Annotated in this window: 28 protein-coding genes; 14 read left to right on the top strand and 14 right to left on the bottom strand. The window is 64.0% G+C overall.

The genetic code is table 11. From position 1 onward, the window contains the following. The first annotated feature begins 1 nt into the window (after window position 1). Window positions 2-709: an HAD-IA family hydrolase gene (locus tag B552_RS0115780; RefSeq protein ID WP_019450006.1), complete on the top strand. Its 708-nt coding sequence runs from the start codon at window positions 2-4 to the stop codon at window positions 707-709. 2 nt (window positions 710-711) lie between these two features. Here the strand turns inward: B552_RS0115780 and B552_RS0115775 are convergent, their stop codons facing one another. Next, window positions 712-1,728 (bottom strand): hypothetical protein, encoded by a 1,017-nt coding sequence (locus B552_RS0115775; protein ID WP_019450005.1) that lies wholly within the window; start codon window positions 1,726-1,728, stop codon window positions 712-714. 24 nt (window positions 1,729-1,752) lie between these two features. Beyond that, entirely contained in the window at window positions 1,753-2,091 is a 339-nt protein-coding gene (locus tag B552_RS0115770; RefSeq protein ID WP_019450004.1) for a cupin domain-containing protein, read from the bottom strand. Window positions 2,092-2,664: 573 nt separating this feature from the next. Between B552_RS0115770 and B552_RS0115765 the strand changes: the two genes are divergently transcribed. The 6 genes from B552_RS0115765 (at window position 2,665) to B552_RS0115740 (ending at window position 7,871) form a co-directional block, all read left to right on the top strand. Next, window positions 2,665-3,741 carry a porin gene (locus B552_RS0115765; protein ID WP_019450003.1) on the top strand — a complete coding sequence of 359 codons (1,077 nt, stop codon included), beginning with the start codon at window positions 2,665-2,667 and terminating at the stop codon, window positions 3,739-3,741. Window positions 3,742-3,879: 138 nt separating this feature from the next. After that, entirely contained in the window at window positions 3,880-4,245 is a 366-nt protein-coding gene (locus B552_RS0115760; RefSeq protein ID WP_035879907.1) for a hypothetical protein, read from the top strand. A gap of 38 nt (window positions 4,246-4,283) precedes the next feature. After that, window positions 4,284-4,964, top strand: a complete 681-nt coding sequence (locus tag B552_RS0115755) for a hypothetical protein (RefSeq protein WP_019450001.1) — start codon at window positions 4,284-4,286, stop codon at window positions 4,962-4,964. A gap of 1 nt (window position 4,965) precedes the next feature. Further along, window positions 4,966-5,637, top strand: a complete 672-nt coding sequence (locus B552_RS0115750) for a hypothetical protein (RefSeq protein WP_019450000.1) — start codon at window positions 4,966-4,968, stop codon at window positions 5,635-5,637. Window positions 5,638-5,907: 270 nt separating this feature from the next. Continuing rightward, window positions 5,908-6,213 (top strand): DUF485 domain-containing protein, encoded by a 306-nt coding sequence (locus B552_RS0115745; protein ID WP_019449999.1) that lies wholly within the window; start codon window positions 5,908-5,910, stop codon window positions 6,211-6,213. Beyond that, window positions 6,210-7,871 carry a cation acetate symporter gene (locus tag B552_RS0115740; RefSeq protein ID WP_019449998.1) on the top strand — a complete coding sequence of 554 codons (1,662 nt, stop codon included), beginning with the start codon at window positions 6,210-6,212 and terminating at the stop codon, window positions 7,869-7,871. The genes B552_RS0115745 and B552_RS0115740 overlap by 4 nt, the downstream gene beginning before the upstream one ends. Window positions 7,872-7,934: 63 nt before the next feature. Here the strand turns inward: B552_RS0115740 and B552_RS0115735 are convergent, their stop codons facing one another. Beyond that, window positions 7,935-8,216 carry a hypothetical protein gene (locus B552_RS0115735; protein ID WP_019449997.1) on the bottom strand — a complete coding sequence of 94 codons (282 nt, stop codon included), beginning with the start codon at window positions 8,214-8,216 and terminating at the stop codon, window positions 7,935-7,937. Between the two features lie 231 nt (window positions 8,217-8,447). Between B552_RS0115735 and B552_RS0115730 the strand changes: the two genes are divergently transcribed. Then, on the top strand, window positions 8,448-8,639 hold the full coding sequence (locus B552_RS0115730; protein WP_019449996.1) for a hypothetical protein: 192 nt from the start codon (window positions 8,448-8,450) through the stop codon (window positions 8,637-8,639). Window positions 8,640-8,642: 3 nt separating this feature from the next. Here the strand turns inward: B552_RS0115730 and B552_RS0115725 are convergent, their stop codons facing one another. Then, window positions 8,643-10,433, bottom strand: a complete 1,791-nt coding sequence (locus B552_RS0115725; protein ID WP_019449995.1) for an alpha/beta fold hydrolase — start codon at window positions 10,431-10,433, stop codon at window positions 8,643-8,645. Between the two features lie 30 nt (window positions 10,434-10,463). Next, window positions 10,464-10,967 carry a hypothetical protein gene (locus tag B552_RS0115720; RefSeq protein ID WP_019449994.1) on the bottom strand — a complete coding sequence of 168 codons (504 nt, stop codon included), beginning with the start codon at window positions 10,965-10,967 and terminating at the stop codon, window positions 10,464-10,466. 260 nt (window positions 10,968-11,227) lie between these two features. Between B552_RS0115720 and B552_RS0115715 the strand changes: the two genes are divergently transcribed. After that, on the top strand, window positions 11,228-12,490 hold the full coding sequence (locus B552_RS0115715) for a serine hydrolase domain-containing protein (RefSeq protein WP_019449993.1): 1,263 nt from the start codon (window positions 11,228-11,230) through the stop codon (window positions 12,488-12,490). A 63-nt stretch (window positions 12,491-12,553) separates the two neighbouring features. Next, window positions 12,554-12,802: a hypothetical protein gene (locus tag B552_RS0115710; RefSeq protein WP_019449992.1), complete on the top strand. Its 249-nt coding sequence runs from the start codon at window positions 12,554-12,556 to the stop codon at window positions 12,800-12,802. A 46-nt stretch (window positions 12,803-12,848) separates the two neighbouring features. Here B552_RS0115710 and B552_RS0115705 read toward each other — a convergent pair whose 3' ends face one another. Continuing rightward, on the bottom strand, window positions 12,849-13,496 hold the full coding sequence (locus tag B552_RS0115705) for a DsbA family oxidoreductase (protein WP_019449991.1): 648 nt from the start codon (window positions 13,494-13,496) through the stop codon (window positions 12,849-12,851). A 245-nt stretch (window positions 13,497-13,741) separates the two neighbouring features. On the opposite strand from B552_RS0115705, the gene B552_RS0115700 reads away from it, so the two are divergent. Next, entirely contained in the window at window positions 13,742-13,936 is a 195-nt protein-coding gene (locus B552_RS0115700) for a DUF1059 domain-containing protein (RefSeq protein WP_019449990.1), read from the top strand. 158 nt (window positions 13,937-14,094) lie between these two features. Then, the gene (locus tag B552_RS0115695) at window positions 14,095-14,289 is read left to right on the top strand and encodes a DUF1653 domain-containing protein (protein ID WP_019449989.1); all 195 of its coding nucleotides are present in this window, start codon (window positions 14,095-14,097) and stop codon (window positions 14,287-14,289) included. Between the two features lie 15 nt (window positions 14,290-14,304). Here the strand turns inward: B552_RS0115695 and B552_RS0115690 are convergent, their stop codons facing one another. The 3 genes from B552_RS0115690 to B552_RS0115680 all read right to left on the bottom strand — a co-directional run bounded on the left by B552_RS0115690 (window position 14,305) and on the right by B552_RS0115680 (window position 17,273). Next, window positions 14,305-15,642, bottom strand: coding sequence for an MFS transporter (locus B552_RS0115690; RefSeq protein WP_019449988.1), 1,338 nt, complete (start codon window positions 15,640-15,642; stop codon window positions 14,305-14,307). Window positions 15,643-15,780: 138 nt separating this feature from the next. Further along, window positions 15,781-16,212 carry a nuclear transport factor 2 family protein gene (locus B552_RS0115685; RefSeq protein ID WP_019449987.1) on the bottom strand — a complete coding sequence of 144 codons (432 nt, stop codon included), beginning with the start codon at window positions 16,210-16,212 and terminating at the stop codon, window positions 15,781-15,783. Window positions 16,213-16,214: 2 nt separating this feature from the next. Next, a complete protein-coding gene (locus B552_RS0115680; RefSeq protein WP_019449986.1) occupies window positions 16,215-17,273 on the bottom strand; it encodes a 3-keto-5-aminohexanoate cleavage protein in 1,059 nt (352 codons plus the stop codon). Window positions 17,274-17,585: 312 nt separating this feature from the next. Between B552_RS0115680 and B552_RS0115675 the strand changes: the two genes are divergently transcribed. After that, complete coding sequence (locus B552_RS0115675; RefSeq protein ID WP_019449985.1) at window positions 17,586-18,596, top strand: AraC family transcriptional regulator; 1,011 nt, start codon at window positions 17,586-17,588, stop codon at window positions 18,594-18,596. A gap of 103 nt (window positions 18,597-18,699) precedes the next feature. Here B552_RS0115675 and cyoD read toward each other — a convergent pair whose 3' ends face one another. The 4 genes from cyoD to cyoA all read right to left on the bottom strand — a co-directional run bounded on the left by cyoD (window position 18,700) and on the right by cyoA (window position 22,711). Further along, on the bottom strand, window positions 18,700-19,020 hold the full coding sequence (gene cyoD, locus B552_RS0115670; protein ID WP_051003572.1) for a cytochrome o ubiquinol oxidase subunit IV: 321 nt from the start codon (window positions 19,018-19,020) through the stop codon (window positions 18,700-18,702). Window positions 19,021-19,100: 80 nt separating this feature from the next. Next, complete coding sequence (gene cyoC / locus B552_RS0115665; protein ID WP_019449983.1) at window positions 19,101-19,769, bottom strand: cytochrome o ubiquinol oxidase subunit III; 669 nt, start codon at window positions 19,767-19,769, stop codon at window positions 19,101-19,103. A gap of 2 nt (window positions 19,770-19,771) precedes the next feature. Then, on the bottom strand, window positions 19,772-21,748 hold the full coding sequence (gene cyoB / locus B552_RS0115660; RefSeq protein WP_019449982.1) for a cytochrome o ubiquinol oxidase subunit I: 1,977 nt from the start codon (window positions 21,746-21,748) through the stop codon (window positions 19,772-19,774). A gap of 3 nt (window positions 21,749-21,751) precedes the next feature. Then, window positions 21,752-22,711 (bottom strand): ubiquinol oxidase subunit II, encoded by a 960-nt coding sequence (gene cyoA / locus B552_RS0115655; RefSeq protein WP_026035702.1) that lies wholly within the window; start codon window positions 22,709-22,711, stop codon window positions 21,752-21,754. A 111-nt stretch (window positions 22,712-22,822) separates the two neighbouring features. Here cyoA and B552_RS0115650 point away from each other — a divergent pair, with 111 nt between their 5' ends. Further along, window positions 22,823-24,232: a PLP-dependent aminotransferase family protein gene (locus B552_RS0115650; protein WP_019449980.1), complete on the top strand. Its 1,410-nt coding sequence runs from the start codon at window positions 22,823-22,825 to the stop codon at window positions 24,230-24,232. A 14-nt stretch (window positions 24,233-24,246) separates the two neighbouring features. Here B552_RS0115650 and B552_RS0115645 read toward each other — a convergent pair whose 3' ends face one another. Next, window positions 24,247-26,007: an OPT/YSL family transporter gene (locus B552_RS0115645; RefSeq protein ID WP_026035701.1), complete on the bottom strand. Its 1,761-nt coding sequence runs from the start codon at window positions 26,005-26,007 to the stop codon at window positions 24,247-24,249. Between the last annotated feature and the right edge of the window lie 125 nt (window positions 26,008-26,132).

Genomic DNA, 26,132 nt, shown 5'->3' with positions numbered 1-26,132 from the left:
CATGCGTCTCGCCAGCATCTCGGCAATCTCTCTCGACCTTGACGACACCCTTTGGGCGTTTGAACCGGCGGTCATCCGCGCGGAACAGGCGCTGCACGACTGGCTGCTGCAGCGTGCGCCCAAAACCGCAGGCATCCTGACATCGCCGCAGGTGCTCGGCGATCTCCGCTCCCGCTACGAGGCCATGCGTCCCGACGAGGCGCACGACTTGCGCGCGCTGCGGCTCGGTTCCATCCGGCTGGTGCTGGAGATGTCGGCCGAAGACCAGCAGCTTGCCGAGCCGGCCTACGACGCGTTCTTCGCCGCACGCCAGCAGGTGGATTTCTTTGACGATGCGCTGCCCGCGTTGCAATGGCTGAGCGAGCGTTATCCGCTGGTCGCCGTGTCGAACGGCAATGCAAACCTGCGGCTGACCGGCGGACACCAGTTTTTCCGGGCCTCGCTGAATCCGCAGAGCTTCGGCAGCGCCAAGCCGCACGCTGCGATCTTCCACGCCGCGGCCGACGCCGCCGGATGCGCGCCCGCGCAGATGCTTCATGTTGGCGACGATCCCGACCTGGACGTGGCCGGGGCGATTGCCGCCGGCGCGCAAGCGGCATGGGTGGTGCGTTCCGGCGAAGCGTCCGCTACGCAATGGACGCGCAGCAGCCCGCCGCCGCACCTGATCGTTCGCGATCTGCGGGCCCTGTGCCAGGCGCTTGGGCAGTAGCGTTACAGGAAGCGCTCGGCGATATCCAGCAGGTTGCGCGCGGGCCCAATTGACCGGCGTGCGATGCGGACCAAGGCAAACGAGCGCACCAGCGGCGGGGCGCCGGGCAGCGAGGCGGACGCCAGTTCGATATCGTCGCCAGCCACGTCATCGCCCTCCAGCACGACATTCATCCGGCTCAGCCGCACGCGCCGGTAGTCCACGCTAAGCAGTTTCCTGACATCGCCGATGACGCCGATCAGGATGTCGAGCTGGCGGTCCAGCGTGCCGGTTGCCTCGGAGAGGCTGGCAAGCTCGGCGTCGTTCTGCGCGATCTGCGCGTTCAGCTTCGCCAGTTCGCCAATGGCCGGCTCTGCGCCGCCGCCGACCATGGCGCCGATACCATGGCCTTTCGACTCAAGCAGGCGCTGCCGGGTCTTGAGCAACGCGATCTCCTGCTTGAGCGCGTCGCGCTTCGACAGCTTGGTGGCAATGCGCGCCATCCCCTGCATGGCAAGCTGATCCAGCAAGCGGCCGACGATTTCCTCGCGCAGCGCCGCTTCGGTGGGCGCACACATGCGGAACTGGTGGTCGCTGAAGCTCAGGGTGGTCTGCGCCACGTCGGTGCGCATCGTATCGCCCTCCGCCGCCACGCCTAGCGTGTGCCGCTCCGATCGGGTCATCCCCAGCACCGCGTAGACCTCCTCTGCCGCCAGGTTGCTGTCGAAGAAGTCGTGCAATGTTGTTGCGCGGCTCAGAGCGGCCGACACCTCGTCCGCCGTGGCAAAGCAGGCACGGATAACCGGATCGGTCGACCAGGTTTCCGCACTCGCTTCGCGAAACGCCGGCAGGCCGTCGACCAGCCCCCGAACGTACGCGAGCGCTTCGCCTGTCTTTGGCGCCAGCCTCTGCTGGTAACGCGCCGCCAGTCGCAGGCGCGGGTTCAATGCCGTCACGCGTTCGACGGCGTCGGCCACATCCTGTTTATCGAAGGCCGGCGCCTCGGGCCTTCTACGCTTCAACCATCTGGTGATGCCCATCGGCCTTCCTTTTTCTTGTTCCGTTTAGCCGCCATTGTTGAGCAGCACGATTGTCAACAGCAGGGAGGCGTCGCTGACGGCCGCGACATCGTGCTTCTCGTTGCCGGCAAGGTATAGCAGATCACCTTGCCGAAGCCGTTGCGAGACGTTGCCGAGTGCCACCTCGACCTCGCCCTCCAGGCATTGGATTGTGAGTGGACCCGGCACCGCATGCGGCGGCAGGCGCTTGCCCGCCCGCAGCACCAGCCGGGCCACTTCGAGGTGTGGTGCCTTGAACAGCGCACTGCTGGGTGCTTTTTCCAGATCGGCGCCGAGCGGCAGGACGCTCGCGGTCTGGCCAGAGGACAGGTGTGGCAGTGACATGGAATTAGGCTCGCTGAAGGGTTGGACGGCCGATGAAATGGATCACGCAGGACCACGCCGGGGCGCGGTTCCATTCAGTTTATTTCCAGAATCGGCCAGCCAGAAGGACATACGTCGGAAAAGCCACTTTTCAGGGGCGCCGCGCCATATGCAGTAAACTACGCCCCGTTCGCCACACCGGGCGCGGCCTTTGTGCATGGCTTGATCTGCACACCGACCACGGCCGCAAACGTCGAAGTGGAAATCGGCGAACGCTCACAGGGCCTTCGCGCCCGACCTTTCAGGCAAACCCCGCACAGTCGACCGCAGTCGCCCGCATTCGCAGTATGGCCAGCGCAGAGTCGATGTGCCGTTGGGTTATCGCCAGCCCCCCAGGCACTGCCTGCCGCTTCGACCCTCGATCCGGGGCCCGCGCCGCTTGCTGCGCGCTGCCCGGATAACGCCCCGCGCGCCTTCGGATCTTCCGGGGGACTTCCGCGCGGGACTGGAACCACTCGGGCACACGCCTGACCGACCCTCCCCTCTGCACGCATGCACGCCATGCCGGGCGGGTCTGCATTCCGGAGGAAATCCATGAAGAAGTCGGCCAGCCTCTGGCTGCTCGCAACCGGGCTTTTGCCCGGCGCCGCCCACGCCGAATCCGGCGTGACCCTGTATGGCATCGTCAGCACCGCCGTGCGCTACACATCCAATATCGACGGACGTCATCATGACCAGGCAGCACTGGTTTCGGGCGGCATGGTCGGCAGCCGCTGGGGCCTGAAAGGCACCGAGGACCTCGGGGGTGGCAACCATGCCGTCTTCCAGCTTGAAGCCGGCATCGGCAGTGACGATGGCCGCGCATCCTACAACGCGCTCTTCGGCCGCCAGGCGTGGGCCGGCCTGAGCGGCAACTGGGGCAGCCTGACGTTTGGGCGCCAGTACAACGCGCTCAACAACATTGGCTGGGCCTTCAATCCGCTCGACCAGGGCTGGGGCAACTTCTGGTCCGACCCGCTTTACATCGGCGGGGACATCTTCTTCCAGGACTATCGCATCGACAACAGCGTGGTCTATCAGCACACGATCGGCCCGGTCTCCGTGCAGCTTGACTATGGCGCCGGCGAACAGCCGGGCAACCAGAGCCGGGGCACCACGCTCGGCGGCGGCGTGAAGTATCAGCAGGGCCCACTGGCGCTTGGCGTGGCCTACGATCAGCGCCGCAGCACCGACGGCGCCAGCACGATCCGCAACTACTCCGTGGGCGGCTCTTACGCCTTTGGCAACGCCACGGCCTACCTGGGCCACATGGGCCGGCGAGAATCGGCCAGCGACGCGCAATTCGACATCTCGTTCGTCGGACTGGGTTATCAGGTCACCCCGGCCCTGCACGTGTCGGGGGCGTACTACCGCTATCGGCAGCGCGGCGGTGTCACCACCCAGTTCCAGGACAAGCCCGTGCTGCTTGGCAGCGGCAACGCCGACAGCATCGCGCTGGTCGGGGACTATGCGCTTTCCCGGCGCACCAGCCTGTACGTGGAGGCCGATGTCGTCCACGCGCGCGGTGGCACGGTCGGCCGCGAAACCGAATACTGGGCCGGCACGCCCGTCACCGATCTGGCCACCACCACGCGAGTCGGCGTCATGATCGGCATGCGGCATACGTTCTGACGCTCCGGGTCGGCGCGCATGTCGGCGCGCCTTCATTGGTCCATAGTGCTTTGGACCAATGGAGGTCCCGATGCAGCCGGGCTAAAGTGGATCGGGTGCAACAGACCTGCCGTGCAGGAAACAATCATGAAGCCACTCATGCGCACCGCCTTGCTTGCATTGCTCGGCCCCTGCTGGCTTGCCGGCTGCAACACTGCGCCGATTCCACCGGGCAAGCCCGTCGACATCCCCACAGCGCTCGAAAAGATCACCGCCGATCTGTGCGCCTTCAAGCAGAAGTTTGCGCAGAAGGGCCAGGGGCAGGGAGTGGCGGTCGATTCATACAGGGTTGAGCTTGCGCTGAGTGTCGATGGCGCGAGGAATCCGCCGGTGGCCGTCGCGCCAGATATCGCGTTCATGCCGACCGTGAGCTACGGCCAGACCATTACCATCGCAAAGGACAGCAAGCTGGTGGTCACGTTCAAGGATACCGGCACCGCCAGCCTGGCCTGCGAAGGCAAGTAGCGCGGCCGCACCGGGGTGACCCCAGCACGCAAACGATCATGCCCGGGAACAACGCCACGTCCGACGATACGGACACCCCACACGAATCCGTCCTCAACGTCATCGACCGCGTCGCGGAGATGTGCTTTGGGCTGTTCATGGCGCTGACGTTCGTCGGCGCGGTGCACTCGGCCACCGCCGGCGCAGACGTCGGCCACACGATGCTGGTGACCGCACTGGGCTGCAACCTGGCCTGGGGCCTTGTGGACGCCATCATGTTCCTGGTGCGCACGCTGGCGGACCGCGGCATGCGCTTCAAGGTGGCAATGGCGGCCCGGCAGGCACCAACCGTCGCGGAGGCGCTGAGCACCATCCGGGATACGTTGCCTAGCGGAATGCAGGCGCTGCTGACCGACGCGGACATTGAACCGCTGCGCCGGCGGCTGGCGAATGCCACGACGATCCCCGCACGCGCAAGGCTCAATTTCAGGGACTTGCTCGGGTCCATCCGCATTTTTTTCATCGTCGTGCTTTCCACGTTCCCCGTGGTGATTCCTTTCGTGGCGCTGAGCGACGTAAAGATGGCACTGATCGTGTCCCGGGCGCTCACGCTGGTGATGTTGTTCGTTGGCGGCATGGCGCTTGGGCGCCATGCGGGCGTCAACGGCTGGCTGACCGGCCTGGCCATGATGGCGCTTGGCGTTGCGCTGACCATGGCGGTGATCGCGCTGGGGGGATGAGATGCGCGGCCCGGTCATCGCGTTGGCCACCTTGGGCATTGCATCGGGCATCGCGCTCATGGCTCCGGCCGCACAGGCACAGGAAATCAACTTGCCCCCGGCAGGCGCGCCGCCGCCCGAAGAACCACCCCCAGGCTGGAGCTTCACGGCCTCCGGCTACTGGAACATGCCGCGCCAGGCGCAGAGCTACCTGTCAGCCATCGTGATCGCGGAGCATGACAAGCTCCACCTCGAAGGCCGGGTCAACTACGAGGCCATGCACTCGCAGTCCGCGTTCGTGGGCTGGTCCTTTTCCGGCGGCGAGAAAATCGCCTACAAGGTGACGCCGATCCTGGGCTTCGTGGCAGGCAGCATCCACGGGGTGATCCCTGGCCTGGAGGCAAGCGTCTCCGCGTACAAGTTCGACTACTACATCGAAGCGGAGTACCTGACCGGCTCCATCACGCAGACGCCGAGTTATCTCTATGCGTGGAGCGAACTGGGCTATCGGCCCGTCGACTGGCTGCGCTTCGGCTTCGTGGCGCAGCGTACGCGGATCTACGGCGGAGACCGCGAGTTCCAGCGCGGCGGCCTGCTGCAGCTGACCTACAAGAAGGCGACGGTTGGCTGCTACTGGTTCAATCCGGGCTCATCCGAACAGGTCGTCATCACGACGCTGACCCTCGCGTTCTAGCTTCCCGCGCCAGCTTCCCCTGCGCGCGGCAGCCCTTCCCATCCAACGCGTTCCCATTACGCCTTTCATCCAACTGCTAGGCGTTTACCCCCGGACGTTTCAAGCCGCCGTGTAAGAAGCAGGTAAGCCGCACCCCTTACCTTGTCAGCATGGATTTCGGATGACGCCCGCATACGCGCGCCAGTCGGCACTGCGCACGGGCACGGACCACCAAGTCCGGCGCCGCTCCGGCAGCACCCGGCCATGCAAAAGCACAAGCAGGAGACAGACATGAATGACGAACTGGTCGCAAGACTAAAGGCAAATCCGCGGTATCACGAACTGGTCAACAGGCGTTCACGGCTTGGATGGCTGCTGACCATCGTGATGCTCGTGGTCTATTACGGCTACGTGCTGCTGATTGCCTTCGACAAGGACCTGCTGGCCGCGAAGGTTGGGCACGGCGTGATGACGTGGGGCATGCCGATCGGCCTGTTCGTGATCCTCTTTACCGTTGTCATTACCGGGCTTTACGTGCGGCATGCCAACGGCACCTACGACGATCTGACCGAGCAGATCAAGCGGGAGGTCGCATGAAACCGCATCACGCAATCGTTGCAGGCGGCGCCCTGCTGTTGTCGACGGCCGCGCTGGCGGCTGGCGCCGATCTTGGACAAGCCGTCAAGCAGCCGACCAACTGGACGGCCATCGGCATGTTCGTCGTGTTCGTCGTCGGCACGCTGTTCATTACCAAATGGGCCGCCAAGCGGACCACATCCGCAGCCGCGTTCTATACGGGCGGTGGTGGCATTACGGGCTTCCAGAACGGCCTGGCCATCGCCGGCGACTACATGTCTGCGGCGTCGTTCCTCGGTATCTCCGCAGCGGTCTTTGCAAACGGGTACGACGGCCTGATCTACTCGATCGGCTTCCTCGTAGGCTGGCCGATCATCACGTTCCTGATGGCGGAGCGGCTGCGCAATCTCGGCCGCTTCACCTTTGCCGATGTGGCCGCATACCGCTTCAAGCAAGGGCCAATCCGCGCGTTCGCGGCATCGGGCACGCTGGTGGTGGTGGCGTTCTACCTGATCGCGCAGATGGTGGGCGCCGGGCAATTGATCAAGCTGCTGTTCGGGCTGGAATACTGGATTGCCGTGGTGATCGTGGGCGCGCTGATGATGGTGTACGTGCTGTTCGGCGGCATGACGGCAACCACCTGGGTGCAGATCATCAAGGCCGGCCTGCTGCTGGGCGGCGCATCGTTCATGGCCTTCATGGTCATGGCACAGTTCCACTTCAGCCCCGAGGCGCTGTTCGCCAAGGCTGTCGAGGTCCACGCCAAGAAGGACGCGATCATGGGCCCGGGCACCTTTATCAAGGACCCGATCTCGGCGATCTCGTTCGGCATCGCGCTGATGTTCGGCACGGCTGGCCTGCCGCACGTCCTGATGCGCTTCTTCACGGTCCCTAACGCCAAGGAAGCGCGCAAGTCCGTGTTCTGGGCCACCACATGGATCGGCTACTTCTACATCCTGACGTTCATCATCGGCTTCGGCGCGATCGTGCTCGTGAGCACCAATCCGGTCTTCCAGGACGGCGGCGGCAAGCTGCTTGGCGGCATCAACATGGCGGCGGTCCACCTTGCCAGCGCGGTTGGCGGCAACGTGTTCCTCGGGTTCATCTCGGCCGTGGCGTTCGCAACGATCCTGGCCGTGGTTGCCGGCCTTACGCTGGCCGGCGCGTCAGCGGTGTCGCACGACCTTTACTCCACGGTGTTCATGCACGGCAAGGCAACCAGTTCGATGGAACTGCGCGTGTCGCGCATCACCACGATCATCCTCGGCATCATTGCCGTGGTGCTTGGCATCGTGTTCGAGAAGCAGAACATTGCGTTCATGGTGTCGCTGGCGTTTGCGGTAGCGGCTTCGGCCAACTTCCCGGTGCTGTTCATGTCGGTGCTGTGGAAGAACTGCACCACGCGCGGCGCGATGGTGGGCGGCTTCCTGGGCCTGCTGTCGGCCGTGATCCTCACCATCCTGTCGCAGGCCGTATGGGTCGACGTGTTCCACTTCAAGAACGCGCCGTTCCCCTACACGTCCCCGGCCCTGTTCTCGATGACGATCGGCTTCGCCGGCATCTGGTTCTTCTCGATTACCGACAAGTCACCGCGTGCCCGTATCGACCGCGCCGGCTTCGAGGCACAGGAACTCCGTTCTGAGACCGGTATCGGCGCAGTAGAGGCCGCAAGCCACTGATCCGCCCGGCGCCGCCGCTACTGCAGTACTGCGCGGCGCCCGTGGCAGAGCATGCTCAGATTGCTACGGCAGATGCCTGCCGGGCAATGCCGGCACCGCGGCGCGGGTGCCGGCGGCTGGTGCGCGGTGCGCGTCGGTGGTCCTGGCGCGTGGCTTGCCCTTGCCGTGCGCCACGCCTGTCTGACCCGCAGTCTGGTTGTCGATCAGGCCGCGCGCGTCGAATGCACCCATCCGCACGGGTTCGCCCATGCCGCCGACCACATGCTGGGCCAGCGCGGCACCGGAACTGGTTGCGGCAAGCAGCCACGCCATCGTCATCACGCGAATCCCGCGATTCCTGCTCATTGAATTCTCCCGTTTCCGTGCCGCCCGGCATTGTGACCCTGTTGGGGTGGGCGGCCGCTCTTTGTCTTGAGCGGCGAGCATAATGGTGCCGAATTGCCTGCGCTGTAATGAATTGTTATCGGCCCGGCGCAAAGCGCGGCAAACGTCATACGGGGCATATGTGGCATTCGGCAGCCAAGAATTTCCCCCCGCCCGTTTCACATGCGTACAATGCCGGGCTCAACTCGTGGGATGACGTCCGTGAAGAAAACCGACCTGGAAAAAAACAAGGGCCTGAAGATTGCCAACAGCATGAAGCAGGCGGGCGCCAACCGGGCGGGTATGGCGCCGAAGAAGACCGGGCGCCCCGATTCGGGCGCCAAGACCGGTTTGCTCGGCAAGCTGCTCGGCAAGGCGCTGCCGCCCGAAAAGGACGGCAACTGAGGCTCAGCTCTCAAGCACGTACTGCCCCGGCGCGTCTTCAAGCGAACCGGGGGCAGGATCACGCGCCGGGCCACCGTCAGATGAGTGCTCGGCCAGCCAGGCCTGCCAGCACGGCCACCATGATCCTTCGTGCATTGGCGCTTCGGTCGCGAACCGATCGGGGTCCGTGTACGCGGCATCCGCCTGCCGCGTGCTGACGCGGTAGCGGCGCCCCTTGTGGCCCGGCTCGGAAACAATGCCGGCATTGTGGCCGCCCGACGTCAGCAGGAACGTCAGCGCATTGCGCGTCAGCAGATGCAGCTTGTACGCCGATCGCCATGGCGATACGTGGTCGTGGTCGGTCCCGACGACGAACATCGGCACCTCTATATCGGCCAGCACGACTGGGCGCCCCTCCACGCAGTACCTGCCTTTTGCAAGTTCATTGTGCAGGAACAGCCGCGTCAGCACGTCGCTGTGCATGCGATACGGCAGTCTGGTCGTATCGTGGTTCCAGGCAATCAGGTCATTGGCACGATCGCGCTTGCCCAGCAGGTATTCACCGAGCATCCGCGACCAGACCAGATCGCGCGCATGCAGCATCTGGAACGCTTGCGCCATCTGCGTGCCATCCAGGAACCCTTGCTCACGCATCAGTGCATCGAGCGTCGACAGCGCGCTGTCGTCGATAAACAGGCCAAGCTCACCGGGCTCGCTGAAATCGGTCTCCGTCGCGAACAGTGTCACGCTGCGCAGGCTGGCGTCCTTGTCTCGCGCCAGCTTTGCCGCGGCGATAGCCAGCAGCGTGCCGCCCAGGCAATAGCCTGCAGCATGCACGGGCGCGTGCCCGCAGCGCTCGCGCACGATGGCCAGCGCCTCCAGTAGCCCCTGATGCAGATAGTCGTCGAGACTGACGTCGCGCGCCTCCGCGCCGGGGTTGCGCCATGACAGCATGAACACCGTGTGCCCCTGCTCCACCAGGTATCGCACCATGGAATCGGCGGGCCGCAGGTCAAGGATGTAGTACTTCATGATCCACGACGGCACGACCATCACCGGCTCGCGGAATACGGTTGGCGTGACCGGCGCGTACTGGATCAGTTCGAACAGGCTGTTGCGATGGACGACCCGTCCCGGGGTAATGGCCACGTCGCGTCCGACGACGAATGCAGGCTGCCGTCGTCTGGCGGGTTCGTGCAGGGTCTCGCCGACCATATCGCGCAGATCCTCGAGCAGATGGCCCGCGCCACGCACGAAATTGGCGCCGAGCGTGCGCGATGTGACCTCAAGAACCGTCGGGTTCATCCACCAGACGTTGTTGGGGGAAACAAGATCAAGCCATTGGCGCGCACAGAATGCGGCCACCCGCTGATGATGCGGAGAGACGCCGTCGACGTCGCTGGTCAGCGCCATCCACATGTCCTCGAGCCGCAGGAACGCGTCGCGCCATACGCAGTAGGGCCAGTTCTGCCAGCCAGGCGCCGAGAAGCGCAGGTCGTCGGTGATTGGCGGCCGTGACGCGCATGGCTGCGGAATCATCGCGTCGGCGACGGTCGCGGCATACCAGACGGACGCGGCATGCCACCGCTTGCCGGGTGACACCGCCAGATGCAATGCCCAGTCCATCCAGGCCAGCCCGAGCGAGCCGACCGAAATGCCGCCGGTCAGCGTCGCAAGCGCGGCCCTGAACTGTTTGTCGAACGCGGCATCCGGGGCAAGTTGCGGCGGCTCCGCGCAGCCGTTTCCGGCCACTGCAGCGGAGCCGGGCGGCGCGGCGGGAGCCGGGACAAAGTGATTGGCGTCTTTGCGGCGCATTGTTCAAGACATAGGCTGGCCACGGGGTGATCAGTGAGCACGGGTGCGGGCGGGCGTTTCGGCCGGCGGCACCATTACGAACGGTGTCGTCATCTTGCCGATCCGCTCATAGAACTCGGCCAGCGACATCGACAACGGCCCGAAGATGCCGGGAGCCTGGCCGTTGCCTGCGCCATTCGTGGCCTGTGCGCGCTGCGTCCAGTCGTTGCCACACTCGCGGCACTGGTCGAACCACGCAGACGTGGCGTCGGCAAACACCTTGCCATATGCGCTTGCCAGTGCGGCCTGAAGCTCGGCCTGATCGCTCATCGCCTGTGCCTGTGCGGCCTGCATTGCGGGCCAGTCCGATGCGTCGGCAAAGCGGTGCAGCGATTTCTGCACGGATTCGAGGTGACCCTGAACGCCCTTCAGCTGTGTCTCAAGCAGCATGCGCCGCGTTTCGTCGGCGAGTGCTGCGAGTCGGAACGTGTTCTCGAGAATCGCGCGAGCCGCGCCGAGGAAGGGGTCAGTGGTGGTGAGAGCGGGGTCCGCCATTTGCTGTCTCCTGCACTTGTGGAAGGTTTGTGGAAGAGGATGGAAACTGGCTTCCAATCGAGTCTAGTCGAGTCTAGGTATGGCATCCGATCGCCGGTTGACACACATCAAGCCTAGGCGGCGCTGCCAGGCAGACCAAATCCGGCACGCGGATTTTCCGGGCCGAGGTCCTTGCCCGCTTTCCTGCGATCTCCGCCGCCCGGAGTATCCTTGAGCCTTCGCGGCGAATGCAGCCCTGAACGCCGGATCTTGGAGAAACCATGGATATGCAAGGCAGGGAGACGCAGGGGATGTCACGGGAGCGGCTCGGGCGGATCGACCGTTTTATCGACGAAGCCTATATCGCCACCGGCAAGCTGCCGTGCGCGCTGACACAGGTATGGCGGCGCGGTGAGCTGGTCTTCAATTCCGTACTCGGCCAGGCCGATCGCGAGCGGCAGGTGCCACTCGCCGAGGATTCGATCTTCCGCATCTACTCGATGACCAAGCCCATCACCTCGGTGGCGATCATGATGCTGCTGGAGGAATGCAAGATCGCGCTTGAAGATCCGGTCAGCAAGTACATTCCCGCCTGGGAGAATCTCGGCGTTTTCAGTGGCGGCTTCATGGAGAGCTTCCAGACGCGTGCGCCGGCGCGCCCGATGCAGGTGGTGGACCTGCTGCGCCATACCTCCGGGCTGACCTACGGTTTCCAGCAGAACAGCAATGTCGATGCCGCTTATCGCAAGCTGCAACTGGGTGACATTGCCACCGCCGGCACGCTCGACGACATGATCGAGAAACTGGCCACGCTGCCGCTGGAGTTCTCGCCGGGCGAGGCATGGAACTACTCGGTATCCACCGATGTGCTCGGCTACCTTGTGGGCAAGATCAGCGGGATGCCATTCGAGACCTTCCTGAAGGAACGGATCTTCGATCCGCTGGGCATGGTCGATACGGCATTCCACGTGCCGGAAGACAAGGCTTCGCGCTTCTGCGCGTGCTACTCGATCGGCACGCTCGGCTCGAAGGTGATCTCTCCACGTGGGCCGATGCTGCAGGACGATCCGCAGAAGAGCCCGTACCTGAAGCCTCCCGCCTTTATCTCGGGCGGCGGCGGACTGGTGTCCACGGCGGCCGACTACATGCGCTTTGCACGCATGCTGCTGCAAGGCGGCGAACTGGACGGCGTGCGTCTGCTTGGGCCAAAGACGCTGGCGCTGATGACGGCCAACCATCTGCCGGGCGGGGTTGACCTGCCAAGCATGTCGCGTTCGATGTTCAGCGAGGCCACTTACGATGGCGTCGGCTTCGGGCTGGGCTTTGCCACCACGCTTACGCCGGCCACCACGCTGATTCCGGGCAGCGCCGGAGACTTCTTCTGGGGTGGCGCAGCCAGCACGTTTTTCTGGGTGGATCCGCAGGAAGACCTGATCGGCCTGTTCCTCACCCAACTACTGCCCTCTTCCGCCTACCCGGTGCGACGCCAACTGCGCACGATGGTCTACAGCGCGATCACGGAGCCTGGTGCCGTTGCGCGTTGAATGCCGCCCACATCGGGCAAGGCTACAATGCACGCATCGAAGAACACGTCGGGATGACTATTGATGAACAAGGCTAATTCGCTCATCGCGATCGTGCTGGTCGCCTTCAGCACGCTGGCTCAGGCCAGCGTGGCCGAAGGCGCCCGTGAATTCAAGGCCGACGTCAAGGAAGCGGGCAAGAAGACCGGGCACGCCGTGCACGAAACGGTGCACGCGATCGGCGACGGCGCGAAGGCCGCGGGCCATGCCGTTGCCGATGCGTCAAAACACGGCTACCACGCAACCAAAAAATTCGTGACGGGTCACGAGTAGCGTGAGCGTCAACGGCAGTGTGGCCACGCGTGTGGCCAGCTTCAGCTTATGACTGCCGCTTCTCCAGCACCTCGCGGATGATCTGCTCGTACGCCTCCGGCGGCTGTCCGCCGGTGACGAGATAGCGGTTGTCGAAGATGACCGACGGCACCGAGTTGATGCCCATCGACTGGTACTCCGCAACTTCCGCACGCACCTCGTCGGCGTAGGCGTCGCTCTCAAGAACGCGGCGCGCCTCATCGGCATCGAGCCCCACCGATTGCGCGGCTTCCACGATCACATCGTGATTGCTCGGGTTCTTGCCCGCGCCATGGTAGGCCTGCAGCAGGGCCAGCTTGAGCTGCAGCTTCTTGCCCTGCGTGCCGGCCCACTGGACCAGTCGATGCGCATCGAACGTGTTGTAGATGTGCGTCCTGGTTCCGAACGCGAATCCCACGCTTGCGCCACGCTCGCGGATCATCGCGTGCCTTTCGGCAAGCTGCTCGGCGGTGCTGCCGTACTTCGTGCTGACGTATTCGAGGACGGGCTGCCCTTCCGGAGGAATGTTGGGATTCAGCTCGAACGGATGGATGACGAGTTCGGCATCCACCTCGCCGCCCAGACGCGCCAGCGCCTGCTGGAGCGACGTCAGGCCAATGGCACACCACGGGCACGCGATATCGGAGACAAAATCGATTCTGAGTGCTTGAGTCATGACTTTTCCTGGTAACGCGAAATGTAGAAACGGCGACAGGGTATCCGGAATCGCCGGGTGCTGCTTGACGATACGTGCCGCGCCCTATACTGGACATGACACCGGCCGCCCGTGCCGTTTCCCGTCAACCCCCACGCTTGCAGGAGGAGCCGAACCCGCGGATGCCGCGCAGCCGGCCTCCGCCCCGGGATCTCCGGGATCCCCGGGTTCCCGTCCCGACGAACCATTCTCGCCAGGAGGCAACGATGGGACGCAAATATATTGATTGCCGCGAATTCCCCAGCCAGATGAACTGCACGGTCGCACTCAGTGCGGACACCGAGGACGAGTTGCTGGAAGCCGCAGTCCAGCATGCCGTACAGGTGCACCAGCATCAGGACACACCGGAACTGCGCACCCAGCTCAAGGCCTGCTTCAAGGACGGCTCGCCGCCCGCGTGACATCGCAAGTGAGCGGGTGGGGCACTGCACCGGGGGGCAGTGGTGCCGTCAAGCAGCCTCAGGCAACCTCAGGCAGCTTCAAACGCATTGGCAAGGTACGCGATGCGCCTTCCTTGCCTACAATATCGCCCGATAACGACCAACCAGAAAGGGAAGCAATGACGATCCGTTACCGGCACTACAAGGGCGGCATCTACGAACTCGTATGCGAAGCCACGATGGAGGCTGACCATACGCCTCTCATCGTGTACCGCGCAGCCGACGGATCGATCTGGTGTCGGCCGAAGGCGGTGTTCTTCGAAATGGTGGAAGTGGATGGAGAGCAGGTTCCGCGATTTGCGGAGATTCACTGACTCTCCAGCCAGGTCTCAGCCTGCCTGGCCCGCCAGTGCCGACGCACCAGGTTCCAGTTCCGATGCCTTCGTCGCCGAGACAACAGCCTGCAGATCGGACTCGTAGCTTCTGGCAGCCAGCACATAGCACAGCGCCGCCGCAACGCCGAAGAACGGCATGATCTCGAGCGCCTTCTGCAAGCCATACATGTCTGACAGGATCCCGGCAACAAATGGCCCCACGGCAAGCCCGAACAGATTCTGGAACAGAGACAGCATCGCCCCAGCGGTGGAACGCAGGGCCGGATGCATGATATCGAGCACCACGCCGACCCCAACCCCGCCGGTACATGCCATGCAGAAGCCTCCGACAGCAATCGGCAGGAAGCCGTCAACCTTCCCGGAGAAAGCGGACACCAGCACGACAAACGTGAGCAGACACAGCAGCGCGGTAACCAACAGCTTGTTCCGTGCGCGGCGGACCGCGCAGAGATCCACGGCATAGCCCCAGAAGACCGTGCCCAAACCGCCCAGCAGCACGACCAGCGCCGCCTGCTTTGCCGCCTGTTCGCCAGAGTAGCCCTGGAATCGCATCAGATAGCTCGGCAGCCAGGCCCACACAGTGGAAACGATCACCACCTGAAGCGACGTACCAACGCATGTCCACCACACGGTGCGCGAACTGGTCAGTCCACGGACAATACGTCCAGCGCCTGCCTTCAATGCTGTGAAACCCCGCTCCTGACTGGTCGACAGGGAGACTGTCTTGTAGTCGCGCACCAGAAGGTACAGGCAGGAAACAATAATGCCTGGGATACCAACCACGCCAAAGGCGGCCCGCCAGCCCCAGTGCGCCGCGATGATGCCACCGAGGAGCACGCCGAGCACGGCGCCAAACGAGCTGGCAGCGAAGAGTGCCCCGAGCAATGTCGAACGGAGACGCTTCGGGAACAGCGTTGCGATCAACGCCGCGCCGACTGATCCGTATCCCGCTTCACCGGCGCCAACCATGGCCCGGGCCGCGAACATCTGCGTGTAGCTCGTCGCGAACATGCAGGAAACCGTCGCGAGACTCCAGACCGCGCCCATCACGAACACGCTCTTGACGCGACTGAACCGGTCGGCAAACAGCGCTACGGGCAGGCCGCCAAGCGCGACAACGACGGAAATGATCGAAACAAGGCCGCCAAGCTGCTTGTCCGACAGGTTCCATGCCTGCTTCAGATGTGGAAAGAGGGAAACGATGACCTGGCGATCGATGTAGTCGAACAACATCAACGCGAACGTCATGGCGAAGGCGAACCATGCCTGCGTTCGGCCGGTGATATAGCCATCGTTCGCACCGACCTGGTGGTCTGCGATAGGTACGTGCATGCTTGTCTCCTGTTGCAGATGCGTTTATTTCGCACCTGTCATTTTGATTTTTTGCTTTGCCCGTCACTGATGCGGTGCAAATGGGGCGGCCCTCGATCCCAACGCCTTGGGAGCATCGGCGAGCGGCCGCCCCTTACGCTATGCCGCGAATGTGATCCGGGGATCGAGGTGGCTGATGCGCCAATCCCCACTGTCACTGCATGCCAGTTCGCATTCCACATCCGCCAACATGGCCGCTACCGGCTGGCCCACAGGGAGCGTGGGCGGCGTGCCCTTGTCGGAGCGATAAACGGTCAGAGCGAACGTGGCCTTGACCACCGATCCGCCATGCTCCAGCACAGCGAAGTTGGTGATGTAGTGCCGTGTGAAGAGCGTAGTGGGCCGCTTGCTCAGGGAAGCAAGAATCTCCTGTTGCCCGCGATATGGACTACCAGGCCGCTCCCAGATGCCATCGGGCGTGAAGCAATTTGCAACGCCGGGATAGTCGCTGCGGTCGAGCGCGTAGTACAAGCGTGTCACCGCCTGCTCGGCGGCAATCACAATAGACAAACTCTGGTTCATGGCTTCCATGGTCAGGCGGCTTTCTGCAGGAAGCCTTGTTGCGCGCCATTGCGGTTGGGCGCGAAGCCGTTGGCCGCCAGCGTTTCCTCCACGGTGTCATAGAACACGCCGATCCGGCAGATTTCGCGCGCCTGCTTGGCGGTAGCGATCGGGCGGCTCAATTCGCGAGAGATACGCACCAGTTGCTCGATCTGGGCAACCGTACCCATTTTCTCCGTACGGGTCTGGTTCCAGAGGTTGTCTTCCGTGCCGCAGCGGACATGCAGACCCATCGCAATGCCGATGGTGTTCACGGGCAGCACGTTGAGCACCGAGCTTTCCACCGTCAGCACTGCGCCATCAGGCGCGGCGCGCACGAAGTTGGCCAGGCTGTAGATGGTCGGCGAGTCCATGCCGCCGCCAATGGCCACCCAGTTCATCACCAGCGGGCCCTTGTAGACGCCACGGCGAATCAGTCGTTCCACGGACTCGAAGCTGTTGATGTTGTAGCACTGGAACTCGCTCTGGATCCCGGCAGCGGTCAGACGGCGGACGTGTTCCTCCACCCAGCCCGGCTGCGCCGGTACGGTCATCTCCTTGTAGGCGTTGAAGACATCTGGGTCTTCCATCGAACTGCCCACGATGTCGCGATGATCGAACTGCTCGAGGATGTTCATCTGCGACGTATTGACCGTGACCGTAACCTGGTCGGGCTTGGGATCGAGTTCGGCCAGCATGTGGCGCGTATCGTCCGACAGCCACTTGGCGGCGGCGCCATCCGTTTCGGGAGCGAAACTGATCGACCCGCCGACCTGGATGATCATGTCCGGTACGCGGGCGCGAACGCCGGCGATCAGTTCATTGAACTTGGACAGGCGCTTGGAGCCTTTGCCATCCAGTTCGCGTACGTGCAGGTGCAGCACGGTGGCGCCGGCGTTGTAGCAATCCACCGCTTTCTGGATCTGCTCTTCCATGGTGACCGCGATGTCCTCGGGAAAATCCGACGGAACCCACGAGGGCGCATACGGGGCAGCGGTGATGATCAGCGGTTGCTGGTTCTGGGGGAACAGGTGTCCGTCGAGAAAGTTCATGGCAATTAAGAAGAAAATTGATGAAGGTTCCGGCACTCCCGAATTCCGGGAGGTCGCAAAGCGTGCATCTCGCTTGCCCATGGCGCCTGGTCCTGAAGTGCGCCCATGGCATCTGTATTCACTTCAGGCTCGATCCAGGACTTCATTGCCCGGTCGACGCGTGCAAGGTCAGATGAGAACAGTCTACGAATCACGGCTCACCGCTTTTTTCTCATTTGACGACACGGACATCTCATTTGATGACAGAATGTCGGCGACTCCGGGTTTCTACTCAGAACGAAACCGGACTACGCACCACACGAATGAGCGACGATGGGCACATTGATTCGTACCGGCGTGCTGACCAACTATCTCAAGGTCGCACAGCAGTTGGACTTCGACCCGAAGCCGCTGCTACGGAAGCTGGGGTTGAGCACCGCGATGCTTGCAGACCCGGAACGGCTGATTCCGGGGAATGCCGCCGTTACCTTGTTGAGGGAGTCAGCCCGCATCACCGAATGCCCGACATTCGGGCTGCGTGTGGCCGAGCTTTGGCAGTTGTCCGACCTCGGTGTCGTCAGCGTGCTGCTCACGCATCAGAGAACGCTGCGCGACGCCGTGGGAACCCTGATCCAGTACCGGCACCTGCTGAACGAGTTCCTTGTCATCCGCATGGAAGACGTCGGCAACAAGGTGATCGTGCGTGAAGAGTTTGTCGCGGACGAAGGCGGGACATCCATACAGTCAACCGAACTGGTACTGGGTGTGCTGTCGCGCATGTGCAGCACGCTGCTGGGCGCCGCGTGGCGCCCGCTGAGCGTCCATTTCACCCACGACGCGCCGCCAGACCTGCGGCTGCACCGGCGCGTATTCGTGGGAAAGCTGGAGTTCGCCAGCTCCTTCAATGGCATGATCTGCCGTGCGGCCGATATGGACTTTCCCAATCCGATCGCGGACCCCGTCATGGCACGCCACGCGCAACGCCTGCTCGAGGGTCTGCCTGGCGCCAATGAGCCGTCAATCGTGCTGCAGGTGCGCAAGGCAATCTATCTGCTGCTGCCGGTTGGGCGCGCGACGATCGAGCAGGTGGCCCAGGGTCTTGGCATGAACGTGCGTACGCTGCAGCGTCAGCTCGAGAGCGCGGGAAATGTCTTCTCGGACATGGTGAATGGCGTGCGGCGCGACCTCGTCATCCACTATATGGACAACAAAAGCTACGCGCTGGCACGTATAGCCGAGTCGCTCGGGTACACGGCCTATGGCTCGTTCGTACGCTGGTTTGTGACGCAGTTTGGCATGACACCGACGCAGTGGCGAAAGGTCAGGTCAGCAAAGGAAAGGTAGGCGGCGAAAGCCGAAAACGAAGGCCGAAAAAAAGGCGTGCCGCACAACGCCCATTGTGCGGCACGCCTCCCCAAATCAAGCCCGCTCGGCCTGATCAGCCCGATCAGCCCTTCGGGCCGACCCCGATTGGCACCGACTGCATCGGCATCATGTTCAGATTGGCGTTGTGCATGACCCACAGCGAGCCAGTCACCACGATGGCGATCAGGAACACCGTGCACGCGAAGATCGCGGTATTGCCGCGCTGCCCCTTGCGCGGCCCCAGATGCAGGAAGAACACCAGTTGCACGAGCAGTTGCGCAAGGCAAAGCATGACGAGGATCGCGAGGCCGTAGCCGGGTGGCAGCACGCGCCCCATTACGGCGCCGAAGGACGCCAGGGTCAGCACCACCGACAGCCCATAGCCAATCAGATGGCTGCGCATGCCATGCGAGGATGCATGGGCATCGGCGTGGGCGACGTGGGCGGCGGCATGAACGGCAGGTGCGGAATTGCTGGACGTGGTCACAGGAAGGTCCTCAGGTAGACGATGGTGAATACGCAGATCCACACGAGATCCAGGAAGTGCCAGAAAAGGCTCAGGCAGGCCAGGCGGCGGCGCACGATGGCATCGAGACCAAACACCTGGACCTGGTTGACCATCACGACGAGCCAGAGCAGCCCGGCGGAGACGTGCAGGCCGTGCGTGCCGACCAGCATGAAGAACGCCGACAGGTAAGCGCTGCGGCCCGGGCCGGCACCTTCGTGAATCAGTTCCCGGAATTCGAAGATCTCCATGCCGACGAACGCAGCGCCCAGCGCGAACGTCAGCACCATCCAGCGGATCACCTGGTTCGGGTTGCCACGGCCGTCCTGCAGCGCGGTCATTGCCGCACCGAACGTCAGGCTGCTGGTCAGCAGCAGCATGGTTTCGCCAAGTACGAAGCGCAGGTCGAACAGTTCGCGCCCGTCCGGGCCGCCCGCGGTGTTGTTGACCAGCACGCCGAACGTCGCGAACAGCACCGCGAAGATCAGGCAATCGCTCATCAGGTAAAGCCAGAAGCCCAGCGTGCTACGCGACGCGACGTCGTGATCGTGATCGTGGGCGGCCTCGTGCGCATGCGCGTCAGGCAGGTGGCCCGGCGCATGAATGCCGGTTGCCGCATCGGCCTGCAGTTTCAGTGTTGTCGTCATGATCAGTTGGCGCTCCGCAGTTGTTGGAAGCGAGCGCGTTCGATGCGTTCGACTTCGGCAGCCGGGACGTAGTAGTCCACGTCGCGGTCGTACGCGCGGGCGATAAAGGTGAAGATCATCGCGGCCAGGCCGAAGCCGACCATCCACCAGATATGCCAGACAAACCCGAAGCAGAACACGAGGCCAAATGCGGACACCAGGAAGCCGGCCGACGTGTTGCGCGGCATGTGGATGTCCTCGTACTTGTCAGGCGCCACGTAGGCGCGCCCGGCTTCCTTGTCGTCCCAGTGCTGCTCCAGCGACGTGATGTGCGGCACGTGCGCGAAGTTGTAGAACGGTGCCGGCGATGCGGTGGCCCATTCCAGGCTGCGGCCGTTCCATGGATCGCCAGTCAGGTCGCGATTCTGGTCGCGGTCGCGCACGCTGACGTAGAGCTGCCACAGGATCGCCAGGATGCCGGCGCCGATGATGACCGCGCCGATCAGCGCCACGATCAGGTACGGCTGCCATTCGGGATTGGTGTAATGGTTCATGCGCCGCGTCATGCCCTGCAGGCCCAGCGCGTATAGCGGCATGAAGGCCAGGTAGAAGCCGATCAGCCAGCACCAGAACGCAACCTTTCCCCAGAACTCGTTGAGCGTGAAGCCGAACACCTTCGGGAACCAGAACGACATCGCCGCCAGACAGCCGAACACCACGCCGCCGATGATCACGTTATGGAAGTGGGCAACCAGGAACAGGCTGTTGTGCAGCACGAAATCCGCGCCCGGCACGGCCAGCAGCACGCCAGTCATGCCGCCAACGGCAAACGTCGTCATGAAGCCAATCGTCCACAGCGTCGACGAATGAAAGCGGATGCGGCCGCGATACATCGTGAACAGCCAGTTGAACAGCTTCACGCCGGTCGGGATCGAAATGATCGACGTCATGATGCCGAAGAACGCGTTGACGCTGGCGCCCGAGCCCATCGTGAAGAAGTGGTGCAGCCAGACGAAGAACGACAGCACGCCGATCGACGACGTCGCGTAGACCATCGACTTGTAGCCGAACAGCGGCTTGCGCGAGAACGTGGCGATGATCTCCGAGAACGCGCCGAAGCACGGCAGGATCAGCACGTAGACCTCCGGGTGGCCCCAGATCCAGATCAGGTTCACGTACATCATCGCGTTGCCGCCAAGCTCGCTGGTGAAGAAATGCATGTCCAGGTAGCGGTCGGCGGTCAGCAGCGCCAGCGTGGCGGTGAGCACCGGGAAGATGGCGACGATCAGGATGTTCGTGATCAGCGCGGTCCACGTGAACACGGGCATTTTCATCAGCGTCAGGCCCGGTGCGCGCATGCGCAGGATCGTGGCGATGAAGTTGATGCCGGTCAGCGTGGTACCCAGCCCTGATATCTGCAGTGACCAGATGTAGTAGTCCACCCCGACAGTGGGGCTATACCCGAGCCCGCTCAGCGGCGGGTAGGCAACCCATCCCGTGGCGGCGAAGTCGCCGACGAACATCGAGAACATCACCAGCACCGCGCCCATGGCGGAAAGCCAGAAACTCAGCGAGTTGACGAATGGATAGGCCACGTCGCGCGCGCCGATCTGCAGCGGCACGATCACGTTCATCAAGCCGAGGATGAACGGCGTGGCCACGAAGAAGATCATGATCACGCCGTGAGCCGTGAAGATCTGGTCGTAGTGGTGCGGCGGCAGGTAGCCGGCTGCCTCGCCCACCGCGATGGCCTGCTGCGTGCGCATCATGATCGCGTCGGCAAAGCCGCGCAGCAGCATGACCAGCGCCATGATGATGTACATCGCGCCGATGCGCTTGTGGTCCACCGAGCAGATCCACTCGCGCCAGAGGTAGGTCCACTTGCGGTAATACGTAATCGCGCCGAGCAGCGCTGCGCCGCCAAGCATCACCACCACCAGCGTGCCCATGATGATGGGCTCGTGCAGCGGGATGGCGTCGAGAGAGAATTTTCCGAACATGGGTTAGCGCTCCACGGTGTCAGGCAGCGGCGGCAGCGCAGCGCGCAGCGTCACAGGGCTGTCGGCTCGGCAGATCTCGCCATTGCTGGCCATGTATTGATCGACAACACCCTGGAACAGGCGTGGCGAGACATTGGCGTAGATCGTGACGGGGTCCTTGCTGCTGGGTTGCTCCAGCGCGCGGTAGGCTTGCTCGTCGAGCACGTTGCCGGAGGCACGCGCACGCGCGATCCACGCATCGAAGTCGGCGCGTGAGGTGGCGATGGTCTTGAAGTGCATGTCCGAGAAGCCGGAGCCGCTGTAGGCCGCGGAACGTCCGTCGAATTCGCCGGTCTCATCGGCAATCAGATGCAGCCTGGTCTGCATGCCGCTCATCGCATAGACCATGCTGCCGAGCTTCGGGATGAACAGCGCGTTCATCGTCGATTCGGCCGTGATGCGGAAGTTGATGGGCGTCCCCACCGGGATCGGCAGTTCGTTCAGCGATGCCACGCCGTACTGCGGATAGATGAACAGCCACTTCCAGTCGAGCGCGACCACGTCGACCTCCACCGGCGTCACCTTCGACTCCAGTGGCCGGAACGGATCGAGCTTGTGCGTGGTGTCCCAGATGATGATGCCGAGCAGCGCCACGATGACGCACGGGATACCCCAGACAATCACTTCGATCTTCGTCGAGTGTGACCAGCGCGGCGCATAGTCGGCCCTGGTATTGGACTCGCGGTAGCGCCACGCGAATACCAGCGTCAGGATGATGACCGGGATGACCACCAGCAGCATCAGCGCCGTGGACAGCACGATCAGGTTGCGCGTCTGCACGCCCACCGCGCCGCTTGGTGACAGCAGATCGTAGGAGCAACCGCTGAGGATCAGGGGGGCCGCGACGCAAAGCCACGCGCGGGGATTCGGGGGACAGGGTATTCGCCGGCGGACGCGCTCCGGGCCGACAACTTGCTCACGCATTTCAGACACCTATTGATGGGGGCACAGGCGTATTCCGGGTACTTGTATGGATTTGCCTGCGGTGACCGGCATGCTAAGGTAAGACAACATCCATACAAGGCGGATAATTTTGTGCGTACAAGAACTTCCGAAACGACCGACAAGCAGGACGACAAGCAGGACTGGATCGGCGATTTCACGGCGGCCGGCGGGCCGCGCTACGTGCAGATAGCGGGCTTCCTTGAGCACGCGATGGCCGACGGCCGGCTCTCGCCGGGAGACCGGTTGCCGCCGCAGCGCGAGCTGGCTGCGCGGCTTGGGGTCGACCTGACCACGGTGACGCGCGCATTGGCCGAGGCAAGACGCCGTGGACTGGTCGAGCCGCGCGGATCGCTGGGCACTTTTATCGCGGCGCCGGCCTTCGCACTGGCCCAGGCCGTGGACCTGAGCATGAACGTGCCGCCGCCGCCCGATGCGATCGACTTCGGCGACATGCTTCGGCGCGGCCTGGCCCAGGTCACCGTACATGCCGATGCAAGCCTGCTGATGACCTACCAGTTGGGCGGCGGCACCATGCCCGATCGCGAAGCGGGCGCGCAGTGGCTCGCGCAGATGCTTGGCGCAGTGGAGCCCGCGCGCGTGATCGCCTGCCCCGGCGCGCAGGCGGCGCTTGCAGCCTCGATCCTGTGCCGCAGTGAACCCGGATCGGCCATTGCAGCGGAGCCGCTGATCTACCCGGGGCTACGCGCCGCCGCTGCCCAGTCGGGGCGCCGCGTCGTGACGGTGCCCGTCGACCATGACGGCATGCGCCCCGACGCGCTCGAAGTGGCCTGTCGCGATCAGGCGGTGCGGCTCGTCTACCTGAACCCGACGCTGCAGAATCCCACTACGCACACCATGCCCGAGGGCAGGCGGCGCGAGATCGCGCACGTGGCCGCCCGCTGCGGTGCGTTGATCATCGAGGACGATCCATACTGGCTGCTGACGCCCGATGCGCCGCCCCCGGTGGCCGCAATCGCGCCACAGCAGACGATCTACATCGCCACGCTGTCAAAGTGCCTGAGTCCCGGTTTGCGCACGGCCTATGTCGTGGCGCCCGATGGCGACACGCAGGAGTCGATCCTGGCCGCACTGCGCGCGATCACGCTGATGGCCTCGCCGCTCGCCACTGCACTTGCGACCCAGTGGATTCGCGATGGGTCCGCGACGGCGCTGCTGAACGGCATTCGCAGCGAGGCATCCGCGCGCCAGCAGATCGCGCGGCAGTGGCTGATTGGCGCCGAGCAGTTCCCGCAGTCAGGCATCCATGTCTGGCACCAGTTGCCTAGCTACTGGACATCCGCAGGCTTTATCCGCGCGGCCCGCGACGAGGACTTGCGCGTGACCGCATCGGAAGCGTTTTCGGACGGGTCTGCGGCGCCGAACGCGATCCGGATTTCGCTGGGCGGCGTGGCCGAGCGCGCGCAGTTGTCGATGGCGCTCAAGAAGCTGTCGGGCCTGCTGGCGCGCAAGCCGCCGCATGAATCGATGCAGGTGATCTAGACCGCGTCGGCGCGCTATTGCACCGCCGCCACAAGCCCCGCGATGCCAAACCCGAGCGCAGCCAGCGCATCGCCGGCGATCAGTCCGCCGCCCACCAGCGATGTCGTGCTCATGTCCTCGGGCAACGCCGTATCCTTCGATGCAGGCCGCGCGCGGCTATCGACCACGCTTGCCACCACGCCGCCCGCCGCCATCCATGCCGCAGCAGGCAAATTGACGAAGCCGCCGAACGACGACGCATATGGGGATGGCAGCACCAGCGCGTCAACCAGGAAATCGCAGGCCTTGCCAATGCGCCCGCCTGCCGCGAACGCGCGATAGCGGGCCGATGCGCGCAGCAGCTTGCGCAGGATCTCGGTGACAAGGCCGATGCCGAGACCGATCCACACGGCCAGCCGTTGATATGGCTTGTCTTCGGTCATGCTGCGCAACGCGCCCACGATCTTGTAGGTCATCGCCGAGGTCCAGCGCGCAGGCTGCTGGTCGGCGGGCAGCACGGTCTGGTCCATGCCCAGCACCGGATAGGCATCGATGAAAAGACGCGCGAGCAGCACGGCCAGGATCGCGCCCACGACGATGCCGGCCACCTGGTAACCGAACTGGACCATCCGATTCGTGCCAAGCCGCCAGCCGGTGGAGCGGTCCTGCTGCATGTCGCAGGCTTCGGCGGTGGAGACCAACAACACGGTGGCAGCGATCAGTCCGACATGTGGCTGATGCAGGCCTGCCGCAGCCATCAGGATGACCGTCAACACGAACGCCGACGAGATCGGGTTCTGGTCAACCATGCCCACCGAGATGCCGTTGACCAGCGCGAAGATCAGCACCAGCACCACGGCCATCAACTGATAACCCACGGGCTGGCCGAACCACGCCACGCCGGCCGCTACGACGGCGACGCCCCAGACCACCACCCACGCCACGATCCAGCGCTGCGGCGCCGTTGCGCGCGATGCGGCCGCACGCGACCTCCGGGCCGCGCGCCACAGCAGCAACGACACATCGACGGCCGCCGCGCCCATGATCATGCCCAGCGCAATCAGGAACGTGATCTTGCGATAGGGGTCACCGGGCGCCAGCCAGCCAATCGAGACAAAGTACGGCGTCAGCGCCCAACTCGCCAGACCACCGGCCAGTGCCGCGATGCCGATACGCGCGCCGACGATCATGCCGGCACCGAATGTCGACGCCGACAGGTCAATCGCGCCAAGCCACGCAATGCGTGTGGCGCCCACGCTGGCCAGCACGCCCAGTCCCGCGCCGCCTGCCAGCCGCGCAACAGAGCGCCGCAGCAGCACCGGATCGGTCAGCGCGCGCAGGATATTGGCCACCGCAAGCCCCGACGGAAACGTGAGCTGCATGCGGTCCACCAGCAGCGGGGTATAGAGCATGCCCACGCCCACGCCATACATGCCGATGCAGAGCATGTAGCCGATCAACTGCCACAACGGCGGCAGCGGCATGCCCATCCAGCCCATCGCCTGGATCACGACGGCCATGCCGCTCATACCTGCCACCGACGCCGCCGCGGTCTGGATGTAGTTCGCGCCATGACGCCCCGCCGCACCGTAGCCCGCCGTCACGGCCGAGCCGAGAATGCCGGCCAGCACCTGCCCGCCGACGAAAAACCCAAGCGAGAAGTTCATGTAGGCCGCAGCGATGCCGCCAAGCGGGCCCAGGATCAGCATGCCTGCCGCGCCAAGTAACACGTGGTATTGCCAGGTGTCGGGGGCGGGTAGCCAGGTTGGCGTGGTTTGGGTCAGGGTCTGGGGCATTGGCCGATCAGGAAGCGTTGCGGTTATTGATGCGCTGGCCCTCTCCCCCAACCCCTCTCCCGCATGCGGGAGAGGGGAGCGAACCGGCAGCATTTGATGTGTCCCGTGGTGGTCTCCCCTCTCCC

It is taken from the genome of Cupriavidus sp. BIS7 (assembly GCF_000292345.1).
Taxonomy (GTDB): domain Bacteria; phylum Pseudomonadota; class Gammaproteobacteria; order Burkholderiales; family Burkholderiaceae; genus Cupriavidus.
Note: the sequence above shows the minus strand (reverse complement) of the source record. Positions and strands in the feature narration are given on the sequence as shown.

Bases quoted from the DNA above. Each gene is read 5' to 3' on its own strand.
- B552_RS0115745 (WP_019449999.1), top strand. From the start codon at position 5,908: ATGAATGACGAACTGGTCGCAAGACTAAAGGCAAATCCGCGGTATCAC.
- B552_RS0115730 (WP_019449996.1), top strand. From the start codon at position 8,448: ATGACGTCCGTGAAGAAAACCGACCTGGAAAAAAACAAGGGCCTGAAG.
- B552_RS0115690 (WP_019449988.1), bottom strand. From the start codon at position 15,642: ATGCACGTACCTATCGCAGACCACCAGGTCGGTGCGAACGATGGCTAT.
- B552_RS0115645 (WP_026035701.1), bottom strand. From the start codon at position 26,007: ATGCCCCAGACCCTGACCCAAACCACGCCAACCTGGCTACCCGCCCCC.
- B552_RS0115675 (WP_019449985.1), top strand. From the start codon at position 17,586: ATGGGCACATTGATTCGTACCGGCGTGCTGACCAACTATCTCAAGGTC.
- cyoC (WP_019449983.1), bottom strand. From the start codon at position 19,769: ATGACGACAACACTGAAACTGCAGGCCGATGCGGCAACCGGCATTCAT.
- B552_RS0115720 (WP_019449994.1), bottom strand. From the start codon at position 10,967: ATGGCGGACCCCGCTCTCACCACCACTGACCCCTTCCTCGGCGCGGCT.
- B552_RS0115715 (WP_019449993.1), top strand. From the start codon at position 11,228: ATGGATATGCAAGGCAGGGAGACGCAGGGGATGTCACGGGAGCGGCTC.
- B552_RS0115725 (WP_019449995.1), bottom strand. From the start codon at position 10,433: ATGCGCCGCAAAGACGCCAATCACTTTGTCCCGGCTCCCGCCGCGCCG.
- B552_RS0115780 (WP_019450006.1), top strand. From the start codon at position 2: ATGCGTCTCGCCAGCATCTCGGCAATCTCTCTCGACCTTGACGACACC.
- B552_RS0115740 (WP_019449998.1), top strand. From the start codon at position 6,210: ATGAAACCGCATCACGCAATCGTTGCAGGCGGCGCCCTGCTGTTGTCG.
- B552_RS0115760 (WP_035879907.1), top strand. From the start codon at position 3,880: ATGCGCACCGCCTTGCTTGCATTGCTCGGCCCCTGCTGGCTTGCCGGC.
- B552_RS0115680 (WP_019449986.1), bottom strand. From the start codon at position 17,273: ATGAACTTTCTCGACGGACACCTGTTCCCCCAGAACCAGCAACCGCTG.
- B552_RS0115765 (WP_019450003.1), top strand. From the start codon at position 2,665: ATGAAGAAGTCGGCCAGCCTCTGGCTGCTCGCAACCGGGCTTTTGCCC.
- B552_RS0115705 (WP_019449991.1), bottom strand. From the start codon at position 13,496: ATGACTCAAGCACTCAGAATCGATTTTGTCTCCGATATCGCGTGCCCG.
- B552_RS0115710 (WP_019449992.1), top strand. From the start codon at position 12,554: ATGAACAAGGCTAATTCGCTCATCGCGATCGTGCTGGTCGCCTTCAGC.
- B552_RS0115750 (WP_019450000.1), top strand. From the start codon at position 4,966: ATGCGCGGCCCGGTCATCGCGTTGGCCACCTTGGGCATTGCATCGGGC.
- B552_RS0115735 (WP_019449997.1), bottom strand. From the start codon at position 8,216: ATGAGCAGGAATCGCGGGATTCGCGTGATGACGATGGCGTGGCTGCTT.
- B552_RS0115685 (WP_019449987.1), bottom strand. From the start codon at position 16,212: ATGGAAGCCATGAACCAGAGTTTGTCTATTGTGATTGCCGCCGAGCAG.
- cyoD (WP_051003572.1), bottom strand. From the start codon at position 19,020: ATGCGCAGCCATCTGATTGGCTATGGGCTGTCGGTGGTGCTGACCCTG.
- cyoA (WP_026035702.1), bottom strand. From the start codon at position 22,711: ATGCGTGAGCAAGTTGTCGGCCCGGAGCGCGTCCGCCGGCGAATACCC.
- B552_RS0115755 (WP_019450001.1), top strand. From the start codon at position 4,284: ATGCCCGGGAACAACGCCACGTCCGACGATACGGACACCCCACACGAA.
- B552_RS0115770 (WP_019450004.1), bottom strand. From the start codon at position 2,091: ATGTCACTGCCACACCTGTCCTCTGGCCAGACCGCGAGCGTCCTGCCG.
- B552_RS0115700 (WP_019449990.1), top strand. From the start codon at position 13,742: ATGGGACGCAAATATATTGATTGCCGCGAATTCCCCAGCCAGATGAAC.
- cyoB (WP_019449982.1), bottom strand. From the start codon at position 21,748: ATGTTCGGAAAATTCTCTCTCGACGCCATCCCGCTGCACGAGCCCATC.
- B552_RS0115695 (WP_019449989.1), top strand. From the start codon at position 14,095: ATGACGATCCGTTACCGGCACTACAAGGGCGGCATCTACGAACTCGTA.
- B552_RS0115775 (WP_019450005.1), bottom strand. From the start codon at position 1,728: ATGGGCATCACCAGATGGTTGAAGCGTAGAAGGCCCGAGGCGCCGGCC.